Source organism: Allobosea eneae, assembly GCF_042657265.1.
Lineage (GTDB): Bacteria > Pseudomonadota > Alphaproteobacteria > Rhizobiales > Beijerinckiaceae > Allobosea > Allobosea eneae.
The window spans coordinates 133,017-148,458 of the sequence record NZ_JBHSLW010000037.1; the positions used below are offsets into that span (position 1 = coordinate 133,017).

Genomic DNA, 15,442 nt, shown 5'->3' on the forward strand with positions numbered 1-15,442 from the left:
CGACCCCGGAGCAGTCCATGTCCTACGCCACGCAACACGACCTGTCCGGCGACCCCGTCACCGTGGTGAGCGACGCCGCGCGCCGCGCCTGGAACGACACACTCGAAGCGCTGGTCGCCCATGCCGCCGCGACGCCCGATCATCTCGCCCGCACCCTCGCCGCCGATCCCGATTTCGCTTTGGCCCATGCCGCCAAAGGACTGATGCTGCTCTCGCTGGCGCGCGGCGAGCTGCTCGGCCCAGCCCGCGATTGCCTTGCCCGGGCAAGGGCAGCGGCAGCGCAACGGCCGATCTCACGGCGCGAGACCATGGTCGTCGAGGCGCTGGCGCTCTGGCTCGACGACGCCCCGCGCCGGGCGGCCGAGCAGCTGGAGGCGATTCTTCTCGCCCATCCTTTCGACGTACTGGCGCTCAAGCTCTCGCACGGCATCCGGTTCATGCTCGGCGACCAGGCGCAGATGCTGTCGACCCTGCGCCGCGTCGCGCCCGGCTTCGGCGAGCATCATCCGCTCGCCGGCTACGTCCATGGCTGCCACGCCTTCGCGCTCGAGGAACAGGGCTTCTATGCTGACGCCGAGCGCGCCGGCCGCCGCGCCGTGAGCTTGAGCCCGCGCGACGCCTGGGGTCGCCATGCCGTCGCCCATGTGCTGGAGATGACCGGTCGGGCCGACGAGGGTATCGCCTGGCTCGGCGACGGCCGCAACTGGGCCCACGCCAACAACCTGCGCTTCCATATTTTTTGGCATCTCGCGCTGTTCCGGCTGGAGCGCGGCGAGACCGGCGAGGTCCTGCGGCTTTACGACGAGGAGATCCGGGCCGAATCGACCGACGATTATCGCGACATCGCCAACGGCGCCTCGCTGCTGGCCCGGCTCGAATTCGCCGGCATCGATGTCGGCGAGCGCTGGGAGGAGCTCGCCGCCAGGGCGGAAGGCCGCGTCCATGACGGCTGCCTCGTCTTCGCCGACCTGCATTATGCGCTGTCGCTGCTCGGCGCCGGCCAGACCGACGGAGCAGCGACCATCGCCCGCGGCCTGATCGCAGATGCCAAAACTCATCATAGCGGCGAGCGGCGCGATGCTGCCCGCAACGGCGCGCTCGCCGCCTTCGGACTGATCGCCTTCCACGAGCGCGACTATGGCGAGGCGGCCCGCCTTCTCGGAGCCGCGCGCCCCGGCCTGCTCACGGTCGGTGGCAGCCATGCCCAGCGCGACCTGTTCGAGCAGGCCTATGCCGAGAGCCTGATCCGCTCCGGCAATCACGACCGGGCCGCGATCGTCCTGCTCGAGCGCCTGGCCCGGCGCCGGGGTCACAACCGTTTCGCCAGCCGCCGGCTCGAAAAGCTCGGGCGGCTCGGAAAGACGGCGAGCGGCCTCGTCGCCGCACTCGCCGTCGCCTCAACCCCGCTCGCAATCGCCCACTGATCCCACGGAAAGGACACGCCATGAACACCGCAACCATGACCAGGGGCTTCGCGCTGCCCTCGGCTCGCACCGTGATGAATCTCGCGATCGGCGGCTTCGCCGGCCTCGGCTTCTGGGAGTTGTTCTCCGCCGTCCCGACTGCCTGGTTCGCCGAATATCCGCTGGAGCCGCCGGAGCTGGTGAAGTCGCTGTTCGCCCATCAGCTCGGCATCACCCTCTCGACGCCAGTCGCAAAGCTGCTGCATTTCGTCACCGGCTTCCTGTTCTATCCGCTCGGCTATTGGCTGCTGACGCGCTGGGTGAAGAGCTTCGGCATGCCCGCCGACGGCTGGATCTGGGGCGTGATCACCTATTTCATCGCGCTCGCCTTCTTCGCTCCGCTCGCCGGCCAGCATTTTCTGCTGAACGACGTGCCGCGCCTCTCGCTGATGAGTCTCGTCGGCCATGCGATCTATGGCTGGCTCGCGGCCTATGTCTTCGAAGCGCTCGAAGCGCGCCGGTCCTGAACGCGGAGGGCAAGACGATGCTCGACAGACGCAGCTTCATCCATCTGGCAGCAGTAGTGCTCGTTCCCGGCCTCGTCGGCGCGGAGGCATGGTCGGACGCGCCCCGCCCGGTCAACACGCTGGACTCGACCGAGGAACTCGCGATCCGCGGCTACGACCCCGTCGCCTATTTTCGCGATGGCGGTCCGCGCCTCGGCAAACCGGAATTTTCGGTGCGGCACGGCGGCGCCATCTGGCGCTTCGCCAGCGCCGAGCACAAGGCGCTGTTCGAGGCTGAGCCGAAGCGCTATTTGCCGGCCTATGGCGGCTTTTGCGCCTATGGCACATCGCGCGGCTATCTCGTCAAGATCGAGCCCGAAGCCTGGTCGATTGTCGATGGCAAGCTCTACCTCAACTACGACCTCGGCGTGCGCGAGACCTGGGCACGCCGGACGAAGACTTATATCGCCCGTGCCGACGCCACCTGGCCTCGTCTCTCCGCCGAGGACATTCGCTGACCGAGTTCCCGCGGAACCACCACCGTCATCCTGGGCGAGCGAAGCTCGTCCCGGGATCCATCGTAGGGCTCCGGAACCCTACGATGGATCCTGGAGCTGCGCGCCTTCGGCGCTTGTCCAGGATGACGACGCGGTTCCAAGGAACATCTACAGGCTCTAGGTTTTCTCCGACGTCAGATAGGCCCACATCCGCTCGAGGATGGCGCCGGACCAGGTCGCGCGCTGCGCAACTTCCGTCTCACCGAGGATGACTCCGGCATCGGCGATGCCGGCGGCCCTGGCCTCGAACTCGACCCGCGCCGCGTCCTCGAGATACCAGGTCAGGACGACCGCCTCTTCCAGGCTCGCGCCAGCGGTGACCGCGCCGTTGCCGCGCATGACGATGGCGCGCGCCCGGCCCATCTGCTCGGCTAGCGCAGCCGCCTGCTCGTCATTGCGCAGCAATTGCGGATCGTCCCAGAGCGGCGGCTGCGGCGCGAAATAGCTGCCGAAGCCATGTCGTGGTTTTGGTGTGATCCGGGCCGTGCCGAGCGTCATCACCCTCGGAGGCATCGACCGCACGACGCCGCCGACCTCGGGCCGGCGCCGATAGATCTCGCGATGGATGCGGACCTCGCCGAGCACCCCGTCCGGCAATGGCCCGTCGATCGGCACGACGGTGCAAATGTCCCCGTCGGCGACCAACCCAAGCGGTTTGGCCGGCGAGACCAGGAAATGGCCTTCGTCGAGCCGCACGCTGCAATGGCCATAGGCATGGACGAGGCCATGGCGCGCCAGCGCGCGCCCGGCCTGCCGGACCAGATCCTCCTGGGCGGCGCTCGGCGGCACTGATGAAGCGCTCACTTGTTGAATTCGGCGATGTTGGGCTTGGCGCCCCATTTGCAGAAGCCCTTCGGCTCGAACATGAACTGGCGCTCGCGCCAGAGCAGCTCGTCGGCGATCTCGCGCACGCCGCTGGAATATTCGAAGACCATGCCGTCCGGCCCCTCGAAATAGAGGAACTTGGCCGAGGAGGTCGGATGCCGGCCGGGGCCGAAGACCATGCGCACCTGCCGGTCCTTCAGGAACTGGTGCGAGCGCATGATGTCGTCGCCGGTCTCGACCTGATGGTTGATGTGCTGGATGCCGGGTTTCACCGACGGGAACAGCGCGATGGTGTGATGGACCTCATCGATGCGCAGCAGCGGCGCATCGCCGATCCGGTCGGAGACCTGGGCATTGGTGACCTTGGTCCAGAACGCCTCGTCGCGGGCAAGATCGCTGGAGCAGAGGCCGACATGGCTGAAGCCGGTGATGCCGGCATCGCGCGCGCCGTGATAGCGCCGCCCGCTATAGGCCGGGCGCCAGGTGAGCTCGATCGGATTGCCGGTCGGGTCGCGGAAGGCGATGAAATCGTGGACCTTGCGCAGTGCCGCCTCGGAGGCGGTGCCACGCCGGACGGGATGGCCGAGGCTTTCGAGCTGCGCCGCGGCCTCGTCGAGATGGAACTGTTCTTCCACTTCGAAGCACACGACCTGGTCGCCCGGATCGCCCTCGAAATAGCAGAGCGTGTGCTCGCGCTCGTCCGACTTGAAATAGACCGAGCCCTTGGCGCGCTCGGCGACGTCGAGGCCGAGATATTCGGTGGCGAAATGGGTCGCGCCTTCGAGATCGCGGGTCCCGAGCCGGACATAGGAGACATCGGCAAGCTTGATCATGGGTCGCTCCTTGCTGCCGGTTCAAAGCCGGCGAAGACGCTTCACTGATATTCGGGAATCTGGGTGTCGCTGCCCCAGGCGCAGAAGGATTCGCGCTTGCGTGGGAACTGCCGGGCACGGCGGGGAGAGGCGAGGCGCTCTCCTTCGGCGACATAGGAGAAGTTGACGCCGTCGGGGCCGGCGACGCTGAGGAAGAGCTGCTGCGAGGCGGTGCGGCGGCCGGGGCCATCCATGATGCGCGCCTGCGCGCCACGCAGATGATAGGCGTTCTGCATGACGAGATCGACGTCCTCCACGCCGAACTCGACGGAGAGGATGCCCTTCTCCTGGGAGGGATGCACGGCGATGCGATGGTGCGCCTCGTCGAAGCGGATATAGGCGGCTTCGCCGACCCAGTCGCTGACCTTGCCGCCGAGCAGTCTGGTCCAGACCTGCTGGTCGGAAGCGTCGAGTACGCCGCGCAAGGCGATGGCTTCCAGCCCGGTGATGCCGGCATCGCGCGGGCCGTGATAGCGCCAGCCGGACTCCAGCGGCCTGACCACAAGCTCGATGTCGTAGCCTCCAGCCATCCTGAAGGAGACAAACTGCCGGACTTTTCTGATGGCGCAGGCCTCGGCATCGCCACGCGTGGTGGCGAAGCCGGCGCCCTGCAGCAGCTTTTCGGCATGGGCCAGCGCCTCGGGATCGCGCAGCTCGAAGCCGATCGCCTGGCCGGCGTCGAGCCCCTCGACATAGACCAGCGTGTGGTCGCGGTAGTCGGAGCGGAAATAGGCTGATGTCTCGGTGCGGTCGACCAGTTGCAGGCCGAGGATGCGCGAGGCGAAGTCGGCCGCGCCTTTCAGATCCGCGGTGCCGAGCCGGACATAGCGCAGTTGCTCGATGGTGATCGCGTCGCTCATAGCCCGAGATGCTCTTTCTGGAAGTCCTTGTCGGCCAGCAGGGTCGCCGACGACCCGTCGAAGACGACGCGGCCATGGTCGAGGACCAGCGCCCGTTCGGCCAGCGTCAGCGCCATGGCGAGGTTCTGCTCGGCGATCAGCAAGGTATAGCCCTCACCACGCAAGCGCCCGACCGTGCCGATGATGACCTCTTCGATCGCCCGTGGCGAGAGGCCCTCGCTGGGCTCGTCGAGCACGATCAGGTCGGCCTGCGTCAGCAATGCCCGCGCGATCGCCAGCAATTGCCGCTCGCCGCCGCTGAGCGCACCGCTGGAGAAGCTGCGGCGCTCGGCGAGGCGCGGGAAGTCCTCGTAGATGCGCTCCTTGACCCAGCGCCGGCTCGGCTGCTTGCGCGACCACAGCGCCGCCATGGTCAGGTTCTCGTCGACGGTGAGGTTGGCGTAGACGCCGCGCCCCTGCGGCACCAGCGCGACGCCAAGCCGGGCGATGCGATGCCCCGGCCAGCCGGCGACCTCCTGGCCCTTGATCGCGATGCGGCCGGAGATCTGCGGCTCCAGCCCGAACAGGGCCGAGCAGAGCGTGCTCTTGCCGGCGCCGTTGCGGCCGAGCAGCGCCACGGCCTCGCCCTGCGCCAGCGAGAAGTCGACGCCGTGCAGGACGCGCACGCCGTCATAGCCGGCATCGAGCCCGGCGACCTCGATATAGCTGGCGGGAGCCGCCTGTTCCTGTGCTTGCACGGACATCATGCGGCCTCCCCGAGCGAGGCGCCGAGATAGGCGGCCTGCGCGCCCTCATGTGCCTTGATCGCCTCCGGCGTGTCGCAGGCGATCAACCGGCCGAGATCGAGCACGGCGACGCGGTCGCAGACGCCGAAGACGATATCGAGATCATGCGCGATCAGAATGGTCGAGAGGTCCTCGCCGAGCGTGCGCACGACCTCGATCAGATGCTCCCCCTCGGCGCGCGACAGGCCGGCGGTGGGCTCGTCGAGCAGGAGCACGCGCGGGCGCATCGCCAGCGAGACCAGCACGTCGACGATGCGCTGCTCGCCATAGGACAGGCCTGCGACCGGCAGTTCCGCGCGATCGCGCAATTGGGCGCGCGTCAGCAGCTCATCGGCGGCCTCGTCCGCTGCCGCGACGGCCTTGCGGCTGCCGAACCAGCCATAGCCTTCGCTCGTCCGCGAGCGTGCGGCGAGAGCGAGGTTCTCGCGGACGCTGAGCTCCGGGAAGGCCATGCTCTTCTGGAAGGTGCGTACCAGCCCGGCGCGGACGCGCACATCCGGCTTTGCCCGGGTGATGTCCTCGCCGGCGAAGGCGACGCGGCCATGGTCCGGGATCAGGAAGCCGGTGACGATGTTGAACAAAGTCGTCTTGCCGGCGCCGTTGGGGCCGATCAGGCCGAGGCATTCGCCCTGGCCGAGCGTGACCGAGACATCGCTCAGCACTTTCAGCCCGCCAAAGGATTTGGCGACGCCCTCGATCGCGAGGGCGGGAATGGCGTTCGCGCTCATGAGCGGCCCTCCGCAGCCTTGCGCCGTCCAAAGGCGGCCTTCAGCCCGGCGACGACGCCCTTCGGCATGATCATCACGGTCAGCACGAAGACTAGGCCGACGACGAGCTGCCAGCGATCGGTGTAGGACGAGACATAGGTCTGGATGCCGAGATAGATCGCCGCGCCGATGAAGGCGCCATAGAGCGAGCCGACGCCGCCGATCACCAGCATGATGATCATCATCGCCGACATCGTCCAATGCACGGCATTGGGGCCGACATACTGGTTGACGAAGGGATAGAGCGCGCCGGCCGCGCCGGCGATGGCGCCGGAGGCGAGCAGCGCCATCAGGCGGATGCGCGGGATCGAATAACCGAGCGCGCTCATCCGGAGCTGGCGCTCGCGGGTGCCGAGCAGGGCCCGGCCGATCGGCGCATCGACGAAGGAGCGGGCGGCAAGATAAGCGGCGAGTGCCAGCACCAGCGCGGCGAGATAAAGCGCGATGCCATTGTTGAGCGGGATGGTGGCGAAGCCGGTGTGCAGGGTCAGCACCGGGAAGCCGCGCAGGCCGTCGGCGCCGCCGGTGACCTCGCGCCAGTGGAACACAACCTCCCAGACGATCTGGCCGACGATCAGGCTGAGGATCAGGAAGAACAGGGCGATGGTGCGCATCACCACGACGCCCATCAGCAGCGCCGCCGCCATGCCGGTGGCGATGCCGACGGAGAGCATCACCACGACATCGGCGCCGAGCGTCTGCGCGGCGATCGCGGCGGCATAGGCCGCGCCGCCGAAGAAGATGGCATGGCCGAGCGAGACCAGCCCGCCGAAGCCGACCAGGAGGTCGAGGCTGAGCACGGCGGTGCCGATGATCAGGATCTCGGCGAGGAAGCGCAGCTGGTAGTCGCCGGCGAAGAGCAGGGGGACTGCGGCGGCAAGCGCGAGCAGCGCGCCCCTTGCCGCTATCGGCAGGCTGCGCCGCTCACTGGCGGGGCGCGCCTCCACGCGGCCGGTCCCGTCGGCGATCGAGCTCATACCTGCCTCACCTTCCTGGCGACCAGGCCTTCGGGCAGCGCGACCAGCAGCGCGGCCATGATGGCGAGGGCGACGACATTGGAGAATTCCGGCACCCAGACCTTGGAGAAGGTCATGGCGAAGCCGAGCAGCAGCGCGCTCAGCACGGTGCCGCGGAAGGTGCCGAGCCCGCCGGCGACGACGACGATCAGCGCCAGGATCAGCACCTCCTCGTCGAGGCCGGGATAGGCGGAGAGGATGCCGGCGCCGAGCGCGCCGGAAATGCCGCCCAGCCCTGCCGAGATCACCAGCACCGCCGTGAAGATCCGGCGCGTGTCGAGGCCGAGCGTCTCGACGAAGCCGCGATCGGTGACGCAGGCCCTGACCACCGCGCCCCAGATCGTGCGGTCGATCACGAACCAGAGCGCGAAGGCCAGCGCCGCGCCGAAGCCGATGATGAACAGCCGGTAGATCGGGAACGGCATGTCCATGATGAAGACGACGCCGCGCAGCGCCTCCGGGATTTCCGCCGAGAGGATCTGCGCGCCAAAACCCCAGCGCATCAGGTCGGCGAAGATCACCGACAGGCCGTAGGTCAAGAGCACCTGCATCAGATGGGTTCGGGCGTAGAACTGCCGGAACGGGAAGCGTTCCAGCAGGAAGCCGGCAAGGCCGGCGGCTACAAAGGCGACCGGAAAGGCGAGCCACCAGGGCGCGCCCGAAGCCAGCCAGTAGACGCCGACATAGGCGCCGAGCAGGAAGAAGGAGCCGTGGGTCAGGTTGACGAAATTCATCAGGTTGAGCACCACCGACAGGCCGAGGCCGGTCAGCAGCAAGAGCATCGAGAACGACAGCGCGTTCAGGCTCTGGACGGCGTAGAAGCCCACGGAAAAGCTCCTTCGTAGACCTTAGGCCACCGGGCCCGGATCGCGCACGCCCTTATAGGTGTGGATTACCTGGTTGACCGGGCCGCCAGCGCCTTCCTTGATCTCGTTGACGTAGATGTCGAGGATCGCCTGGTTGTTGCGCGGATCGAACGGCATCGGTCCGAACACTGTCTCGACTTCCTTGGCCAGCAGGGCCTCCTTGACCTTGTCCTTGTTGGAAAGATCGCCCTGGACGCGCTCGATCGCGGCCTTGATCACCTGGCCGGTGACGTAGCCGGCCGTGCCCATCTCGCCGGGCATCGCGTTGCGGGCGGCCTGATAGGCCCTGGTGAAGGCGGCCGAGCTCGGTGCCGTCGGCGACTGGTTGCAGGTATTGAGCCCGCCCAGCGCCGCTTCTTTGACGGCGGAGACCACGTCCTCCTGATCGAACAGCGCGCCGCTGCCGATCAGCTTGACCTTGCCGTGCAGGCGGTACTCGCGCATCTGACGCAGGAAGCGCACCGCGTCCGAGCCGGCGAAGAAGGAGAAGATGAATTCGGGCTTCTCGGCGGCGATCGTCGTCAGCAGCGGCCCGAAATCGGTGGTGCCGAGCGGCGCCCAGAGCTGCTTGCCGACCTTGCCGCCCTGCCGCTGGTAGCTCGCGACGAAATCGCCGACGGATTCGCGACCTGCGGCGTAGTCGGCGGCGATGGTCAGGCAGCCGGATTTGCCGAGCTTCTCGAAGGCCCACTGGCCGGCGGTATGGCCGAGCATCCAGTTGGTCTTGGTCGGCCGGAAGACGAAGGGGCTCGCCGCCTTGCGGGCGAGATCGTTGGCCGAGCCGGCCGAGATGAAGGTCAGCGCCTTGGCCTCGGTCACCACGTCGCGGACGGCGAGCGCCACGGCCGACGAGATCACGCCCGAGACGATATCGACATTGTCCTGCCCGAGGAGCTTGCGGAATTTGCGCACGCCTTCGTCCGGCTTGGCCTGATCGTCCTCGACGATCAGTTCGACGGCGCGACCGGCGAGCTTGCCGCCATTCTCCGCCAGGAACATCTGCATGCCGGCGCGCATGCTCTCGCCGAGCGCCGTGAACGGCCCCGACAGCGAGGTCACCATACCGATCTTCAGCGGCTTGTTGGCGCCCTGCGCCAAAGCGGGTGCGCCGATAGCGCCGGTGAGAGCGGTGGCGCCGGCGGTCGCGAGGAAGCTGCGGCGGGAGAGAGGAAAGAGCTCGGTCATCGGACGTCCTCCAACGGGGCGGTCTTGGCGCCGCCCGATTGCCCGGCATCCAACAAGGTCGATATGAGGTTGTCAATCTTATTTCGATATTTTTGCGATGCGGCGAGCATCAATCGCCATAGCGACCCACAAACACCTCGCAATTGCCGACATCTAGCCGAGCTTGATGCTTCAATCAGGATTGTAATTTCGAAATTTAATGATACAGAGGGCCATCAACCATGGAAGCCGCGTGCCTCGGGATGACCTCTTCCGACAAGACCCTGGCCGACCGGACCTACCGCCAATTGCGCGGCGACATCGTCAATGGCCGCCTCGCCGCCGGCAGCAAGCTGAAGCTCGAAGGGCTGGCGCTGGACTACGCCGTCGGCATGTCGCCGCTGCGCGAGGCGCTTGCCCGTTTGATGGGCGACCTGCTCGTCGTCTCGGAAGGGCAGCGCGGCTTCTGGGTGGCGCCGCTCTCGCTCGACGAGCTCGACGACGTCTCCCGCGTCCGTGCCCTCATCGAGACCGAGGCGCTGAACGCTGCGATCCGCAATGGCGATGCAGATTGGGAGCGCGACGTCACGGCAGCGTTCGAGGCGCTGGCGGCGGTTGAGGAGCATCTGCCGCATACCAGAGAGCCCTTGCCCCCGGAGCAGCTCGAGATCTGGGAAGCGCGCAACCGCGCCTTCCACGCCGCTCTGGTCTCGGCCGCCGGCTCGCCGATGCTGATCAAGCTGCGCGCCCTGCTCTACCAGCAGTCGGAGCGCTATCGCCGTGTCTCGCTCAACGTCTCGCGCGGCTGGCGCAACGTCCATGACGAGCATCGCGCCATCTACGACGCGACGATGCAGCGCAATGCGCTGCGCGCCTGCCGGATGACCGAACTGCATCTTTCTCGCACGGCCGAAGAGGTCCGCAAGGCGATGGCCGCGCTGGCGCAGGACGACGATGCTCCCGGAGACAAGGCGTGAGCGGTTTCGATCTAAGCGGGAAGACCATTCTGGTCACCGGCGCGGCCGGCGGCATCGGTGCGGTGACGGCGCAAGTGCTGGCGGGCCTGGGCGCGAAACTCGTTCTCACCGACCGTGTCTCCTGCGCTGCGACCATCGCGGGGCTCGGCGAGAAGGCGGGCTCGCCACGCGAGATCATCGTCGACCTGCTCGACGGCGAGGCGCCACGGCGACTGTCCGAACTGGCCGGCCCCATCGACGCCGCGGTGCTCGGCGCCGGCATCTACCGCCCGGTCGACTGGGATGCCGATGGCTGGGAAGAGATCGCCGAGACGACCCTGTCGCTCAATCTGATGGCGCCGATGCGGCTGGCACGCGAGCTCGTGCCCGCCATGGCGGCGCGCGGCGGCGGCCGGGTCGTCCTCGTCGGCTCGATCGTCGCGGCGACCGGCGGCTCCTTCCCGGGCGTCGGCCCGCATTACGCGGCCTCCAAGGGCGGCCTGCACACGCTGGTGCGCTGGCTTGCCGCCCGCTTCGGCGGGCAGGGCGTGCTGGTCAACGGTGTCGCGCCAGGGATCACCGACACGGCCATGGTCGGCGTCCACGATCTCTCGGCGGCGTTGGCGAGGCATCCGCTCGGCCGGGCCGCCCGGCCGGAGGAGATCGCCTGGCCGATCGCCTTTCTTTGTTCACCGGCCGCGAGCTTCGTCTCGGGCGCCATCCTCGACGTGAACGGCGGCGCGATGATGCGCCCATGACGACAACGACAACAAACCGGGAGTGAGACGATGAACAGCGCCGTTCCGCGCTACCAGGGCGCTGCCGTCAGTGCCGAGACCGCCCGCCTGTCGCATTTCATCGACGGGCGCTTCGTGCCGGCCGGCCGCAGCAGCTTCGAGAATCGCCATCCGGCGACCGGCGAAGTGATCAACCTCGTGCCGGAGGCCGACTCGGCTGCGATCGACGATGCGGTCAAGGCGGCCAAGCGCGCGCTGAAGGGGCCGTGGGGCAAGATGAGCGAGCAGCAGCGCTCGGCCATCCTGCGCAAGGTCGCCGACGGGATCATGGCCCGCTTCGACGATTTCCTCGCCGCCGAGGTGCTCGACACCGGCAAGCCCCGGAGTCTCGCCTCGCATATCGACATTCCGCGCGGCGCCGCGAACTTCAACGTCTTCGCCGACCAGGTGCTGACGCTTTCGACCGAGACCTTCCGCATGGCGACGCCTGACGGGGCAGGGGCACTGAACTATGCGATCCGTGGGCCGCGCGGCGTCATCGCCGTGGTCTGCCCGTGGAATCTGCCGCTCTTGCTGATGACCTGGAAGGTCGCGCCGGCGCTCGCCTGCGGCAACACCGTCGTGGTCAAGCCTTCGGAGGAGACGCCGACCACGGCGACCATGCTCGGCGAGATCATGAACGAGGCCGGTGTGCCGCCCGGCGTCTACAATGTCGTGCACGGCTTCGGCCAGGACAGCGCCGGCGAATACCTGACCAGCCACCCCGACGTCGACGGCATCACCTTCACCGGCGAGACCCGCACCGGCGAGGCGATCATGCGGGCGGCGTCTAGGGGCGTCCGTCCGGTCTCGCTCGAGCTCGGCGGCAAGAACGCATCGCTGGTCTTCGCCGATTGCGACATGGACAAGGCGATCGAAGGCGTGACCCGCGCCGTCTTCGCCAATTGCGGCCAGGTCTGCCTTGGCACCGAGCGCGTCTATGTCGAGCGGTCGATGTTCGCCGAGTTCACGCAAAGGCTGAAGCAGGCTGCCGAGAAGCTGAAGCCTGGCGATCCGTTCGATGCCTCGACCACGCTCGGCCCGCTGATCAGCCAGGCTCATCGCGACAAGGTGCTGTCCTATTACGCCAAGGCGAAGGCCGAGGGGGCTGAGATCGTCACCGGCGGAGGCATCCCAGAGCTGGCGGCGCCGTACTCCACCGGCTCCTTCGTCGAGCCGACGATCTGGACGGGCCTTGCCGAGGATTCGGCGGTGATGCGGGAGGAGATCTTCGGGCCCTGCTGCAACATCGTGCCCTTCGACGAGGAGGATGCCGTGATCGCGCTGGCGAACGACAGCCCCTACGGCCTCGCCACCTCGATCTGGACGCAGAACCTGACACGGGCCCATCGCGTCGCGGCGCAGGTCGAGGTCGGCATCGCCTGGGTGAACTCCTGGTTCCTGCGCGACCTGCGCACGCCCTTCGGCGGCTCGAAGCAGTCCGGCATCGGCCGCGAGGGCGGTGTGCACTCGATGGAGTTCTACACCGAGCTGCGCAACGTCTGCGTCAAGCTCTGAGACCTCCTCGCTTTCTCAATGACACCCGGCGGTCGCCGCTTGCGACCGCCGGCTCCACAAATGCGCTCAGCGCCGTAAACCATAGGAAACGTCCATGCTGACCGAAGCCCAGCGCGCGCAGGTGGTGCGCTCTTTGCTCGAGAGCCACCGCACCAAGAAGCAGGGCGAGCGGCCCTCGCAGATGTTCCCGGAGATCGAGATCGCCGATTCCTATGCGATCTCCTCGGCTGTGGCGCAGGAGCGGGTCAAGTCCGGCGCCCGCATCATCGGCCACAAGATCGGCCTAACCTCGAAGGCGATGCAGGCCTCCTCGAAGATCGACGAGCCCGACTATGGCTATCTCTTCGACGACCTCCTGCTCAATGACGGCGCCAAGGTGAAGTTCGAGAATTTCTGCGTGCCGCGCGTCGAGCCGGAGCTGACCTTCATCCTGAAGGAACCGCTGAAGGGGCCCGGCATCGGACTGATCGACGTGCTCAGGGCGACCGAATATGTCGTGCCTTCGATCGAGATCATCGATGCGCGCGTCACCGAGCCGCGCAAGATCTTCGACACGGTCGCCGACAACGGCGCCGCCGCCGGCATCGTGCTGGGCGGCCGCCCGGTCCGGCCTGAGGATGTCGACCTGCGCTGGGTCGGCGCGATCTTCTATCGCAACGCCGAGATCGAGGAGACCGGTCTCGCCGCAGGCGTGCTGGGTCACCCGGCCATGGCGATCGCCTGGCTCGCCAACAAGCTCGCGCCCTTCGACATCACCCTGCAGCCGGGCGACCTGATGCTTTCCGGCTCCTTCACACGGCCGGTCTGGGCGGCTAAGGGCGATACGCTGCACGCCGATTTCGGGCCGCTCGGTAGCGTCTCCGTGCAGTTCGTCTAGCGCGCTTTCCGTTCAGCCGACTTCGGCGGAACGGAAAGAATTCGCGCCAACTCAACAAGTTGAGCATGTTCTCGTCGCAAAAGTGGTCCCCACTTTTGCGGAACATGCTCGGAGGAGCCGTCGATGGATCTGCCCCGCAACGCCTTCAAGGCCGCGCTCGCTCGCGGCGAATTGCAGATCGGGCTATGGAGCAGCCTGTGCAGCCCGATCGTCGCCGAGATCATCGGCCAGAGCGGCTTCGACTGGATCCTGGTCGACACCGAGCATTCGCCCAACGAGCCGCCGGCGGTTCTCGCCCAGCTCCAGGCGCTGCAGGCCGGCACGGCGACGCCGATCGTGCGCCCGGCCTGGAACGATCCGGTGCTGCTGAAGCGCCTGCTCGACATCGGCACGCAGGCCGTGCTGGTGCCCTTCGTGCAGAACGCGGAGGAGGCGGCCAAGGCCGTCGCCGCCTGTCGCTATCCGCCGGCCGGCATCCGCGGCATCACCGTCAGCGGGCGCGGCAGCCGCTATGGCCGCGTCCCCGACTATCTCAAGCACGCCGATGCCGAGATCTGCGTCCTCGTCCAGGTCGAGACCGGCGAAGCGCTGGCGGAGATCGAGGCGATTGCCTCGGTCGACGGCGTCGACGGCGTCTTCATCGGCCCGGCCGATCTCTCGGCCTCGCTCGGCCATATCGGCAATCCCGGCCATCCCGAGGTGCAGGCCGCGATCAAGGGCGCGGTCGAGCGGCTGACGGCCGTCGGCAAGCCGGCTGGCATCCTGACGCCGTCCGAGGCCGATGCGCGCCGCTACATCGAATGGGGCTACCGTTTCGTTGCGGTCGGCTCCGATCTCGGCCTGCTGACCAGGCACGCCGACGCATTGGCGAAAACGTTCCGCTAGAACATCGTCTCGCGCGAGATTCGTGGTAGTTCGAAAGTGGCGGTCTTCGTGGCGAAGGGGCACTGAGCCTCGAGGGTAAGCCGCCCCAAATCGGCTGGCAGGGACGGGCTGGAACCGACATGGGCGCCGGCGGTTAGGTTTCGGCACGCCGAAGCGACAGCCGCCGTTCGCGGTCGTGCATTCGGCAGATCTCAACCCAGGAGGACGTCAGCATGAACGCCAAGGTCGAGGAAGGCATGGAGATCATCGGCGCCGACGGCGTCCATGTCGGGACGGTGGATCGCGTCGAAGGGGAGCGCATCAAGCTGAAGAAGAGCGACTCCTACGGCCGGCATGAGGGCCATCACCACTATATCGACCTCGGCTTCGTCGCTGGCGTCGAAGGCAACAAGGTGCGCCTCTCCGCCAATGCCGGCATCGCCGTGACGCTGGAGGAGGAGGCATCGGGCAAGCCGGTCGACCTCTGATGGTTCCGGCCCCATCCCAGATTTGCGCGCTCCCGGCGTGATCGCGTCCTAACCGGTCGCAGTTTCCGAGACACGGATCGGCTGCGCCGTTGACAGCCGACGCTCGTGGGCGCCTCCCTGCTGCGGTGCCAGATGAACGAAAATCTCGCCTGGTATGTCATCGATACGAAGTCCAATCAGGAGCGGCTTTGCGCTCAGGTGATGGCTTCTCGCGGCTTCCACTCCTACCTGCCCATGAAGACCGTGCGCATTCGCCATCCGGTCTAGATATTCGCTTCAAGAGAAGAATACGCGCATTGTTGCGGCGAGATGCTGCATCGGCATGCAAGTGGGGGCGCGCGC

General features: G+C 67.3%; 18 protein-coding genes. 10 read left to right on the forward strand and 8 right to left on the reverse strand.

Annotated features, from left to right (window positions below):
* Positions 1 to 17 precede the first annotated feature (17 nt).
* The 3 genes from ACFPOB_RS22435 to ACFPOB_RS22445 are packed head-to-tail and all read left to right on the forward strand — an operon-like array spanning position 18 to position 2,427.
* Positions 18 to 1,424, forward strand: coding sequence for a tetratricopeptide repeat protein (locus ACFPOB_RS22435; protein WP_377800605.1), 1,407 nt, complete (start codon positions 18 to 20; stop codon positions 1,422 to 1,424).
* 20 nt (positions 1,425 to 1,444) lie between these two features.
* A complete protein-coding gene (locus ACFPOB_RS22440) occupies positions 1,445 to 1,930 on the forward strand; it encodes a hypothetical protein (RefSeq protein WP_377800606.1) in 486 nt (161 codons plus the stop codon).
* Positions 1,931 to 1,947: 17 nt separating this feature from the next.
* Entirely contained in the window at positions 1,948 to 2,427 is a 480-nt protein-coding gene (locus ACFPOB_RS22445; protein ID WP_377800607.1) for a YHS domain-containing (seleno)protein, read from the forward strand.
* 156 nt (positions 2,428 to 2,583) lie between these two features.
* On the opposite strand, the gene ACFPOB_RS22450 is transcribed toward ACFPOB_RS22445, so the two are convergent.
* From ACFPOB_RS22450 to ACFPOB_RS22485, 8 genes are read right to left on the reverse strand one after another with little or no spacing between them, the layout of a single operon-like run.
* Positions 2,584 to 3,270 carry a class II aldolase/adducin family protein gene (locus ACFPOB_RS22450; protein ID WP_377800608.1) on the reverse strand — a complete coding sequence of 229 codons (687 nt, stop codon included), beginning with the start codon at positions 3,268 to 3,270 and terminating at the stop codon, positions 2,584 to 2,586.
* A complete protein-coding gene (locus ACFPOB_RS22455; protein ID WP_377800609.1) occupies positions 3,267 to 4,124 on the reverse strand; it encodes a VOC family protein in 858 nt (285 codons plus the stop codon). Before ACFPOB_RS22455 ends, ACFPOB_RS22450 begins: the two co-directional genes overlap by 4 nt.
* Before the next feature lie 41 nt (positions 4,125 to 4,165).
* On the reverse strand, positions 4,166 to 5,023 hold the full coding sequence (locus tag ACFPOB_RS22460) for a VOC family protein (protein ID WP_377800610.1): 858 nt from the start codon (positions 5,021 to 5,023) through the stop codon (positions 4,166 to 4,168).
* Positions 5,020 to 5,766, reverse strand: a complete 747-nt coding sequence (locus ACFPOB_RS22465; RefSeq protein ID WP_377800611.1) for an ABC transporter ATP-binding protein — start codon at positions 5,764 to 5,766, stop codon at positions 5,020 to 5,022. Before ACFPOB_RS22465 ends, ACFPOB_RS22460 begins: the two co-directional genes overlap by 4 nt.
* Positions 5,766 to 6,536, reverse strand: coding sequence for an ABC transporter ATP-binding protein (locus ACFPOB_RS22470; RefSeq protein ID WP_377800612.1), 771 nt, complete (start codon positions 6,534 to 6,536; stop codon positions 5,766 to 5,768). Before ACFPOB_RS22470 ends, ACFPOB_RS22465 begins: the two co-directional genes overlap by 1 nt.
* Positions 6,533 to 7,552 carry a branched-chain amino acid ABC transporter permease gene (locus ACFPOB_RS22475; protein ID WP_377800613.1) on the reverse strand — a complete coding sequence of 340 codons (1,020 nt, stop codon included), beginning with the start codon at positions 7,550 to 7,552 and terminating at the stop codon, positions 6,533 to 6,535. Before ACFPOB_RS22475 ends, ACFPOB_RS22470 begins: the two co-directional genes overlap by 4 nt.
* Positions 7,549 to 8,418 carry a branched-chain amino acid ABC transporter permease gene (locus ACFPOB_RS22480; RefSeq protein ID WP_126115890.1) on the reverse strand — a complete coding sequence of 290 codons (870 nt, stop codon included), beginning with the start codon at positions 8,416 to 8,418 and terminating at the stop codon, positions 7,549 to 7,551. The genes ACFPOB_RS22475 and ACFPOB_RS22480 overlap by 4 nt, the downstream gene beginning before the upstream one ends.
* Before the next feature lie 21 nt (positions 8,419 to 8,439).
* The gene (locus ACFPOB_RS22485) at positions 8,440 to 9,642 is read right to left on the reverse strand and encodes an ABC transporter substrate-binding protein (protein WP_377800614.1); all 1,203 of its coding nucleotides are present in this window, start codon (positions 9,640 to 9,642) and stop codon (positions 8,440 to 8,442) included.
* A 242-nt stretch (positions 9,643 to 9,884) separates the two neighbouring features.
* On the opposite strand from ACFPOB_RS22485, the gene ACFPOB_RS22490 reads away from it, so the two are divergent.
* From ACFPOB_RS22490 to ACFPOB_RS22520, 7 genes are all read left to right on the forward strand, one after another.
* Complete coding sequence (locus ACFPOB_RS22490) at positions 9,885 to 10,598, forward strand: GntR family transcriptional regulator (RefSeq protein WP_377800615.1); 714 nt, start codon at positions 9,885 to 9,887, stop codon at positions 10,596 to 10,598.
* Positions 10,595 to 11,335 (forward strand): SDR family NAD(P)-dependent oxidoreductase, encoded by a 741-nt coding sequence (locus tag ACFPOB_RS22495; protein WP_377800616.1) that lies wholly within the window; start codon positions 10,595 to 10,597, stop codon positions 11,333 to 11,335. Before ACFPOB_RS22490 ends, ACFPOB_RS22495 begins: the two co-directional genes overlap by 4 nt.
* Positions 11,336 to 11,365: 30 nt before the next feature.
* Positions 11,366 to 12,871, forward strand: a complete 1,506-nt coding sequence (locus tag ACFPOB_RS22500; RefSeq protein ID WP_377800617.1) for a 2-hydroxymuconic semialdehyde dehydrogenase — start codon at positions 11,366 to 11,368, stop codon at positions 12,869 to 12,871.
* Between the two features lie 94 nt (positions 12,872 to 12,965).
* Positions 12,966 to 13,748: a fumarylacetoacetate hydrolase family protein gene (locus ACFPOB_RS22505; RefSeq protein WP_377800618.1), complete on the forward strand. Its 783-nt coding sequence runs from the start codon at positions 12,966 to 12,968 to the stop codon at positions 13,746 to 13,748.
* 123 nt (positions 13,749 to 13,871) lie between these two features.
* A complete protein-coding gene (locus ACFPOB_RS22510; RefSeq protein WP_377800619.1) occupies positions 13,872 to 14,633 on the forward strand; it encodes an HpcH/HpaI aldolase family protein in 762 nt (253 codons plus the stop codon).
* Between the two features lie 212 nt (positions 14,634 to 14,845).
* Positions 14,846 to 15,100 (forward strand): DUF2171 domain-containing protein, encoded by a 255-nt coding sequence (locus ACFPOB_RS22515; protein WP_377800620.1) that lies wholly within the window; start codon positions 14,846 to 14,848, stop codon positions 15,098 to 15,100.
* Positions 15,101 to 15,232: 132 nt separating this feature from the next.
* The gene (locus tag ACFPOB_RS22520; RefSeq protein ID WP_377800621.1) at positions 15,233 to 15,367 is read left to right on the forward strand and encodes a transcription termination/antitermination NusG family protein; all 135 of its coding nucleotides are present in this window, start codon (positions 15,233 to 15,235) and stop codon (positions 15,365 to 15,367) included.
* Positions 15,368 to 15,442: the final 75 nt, after the last annotated feature.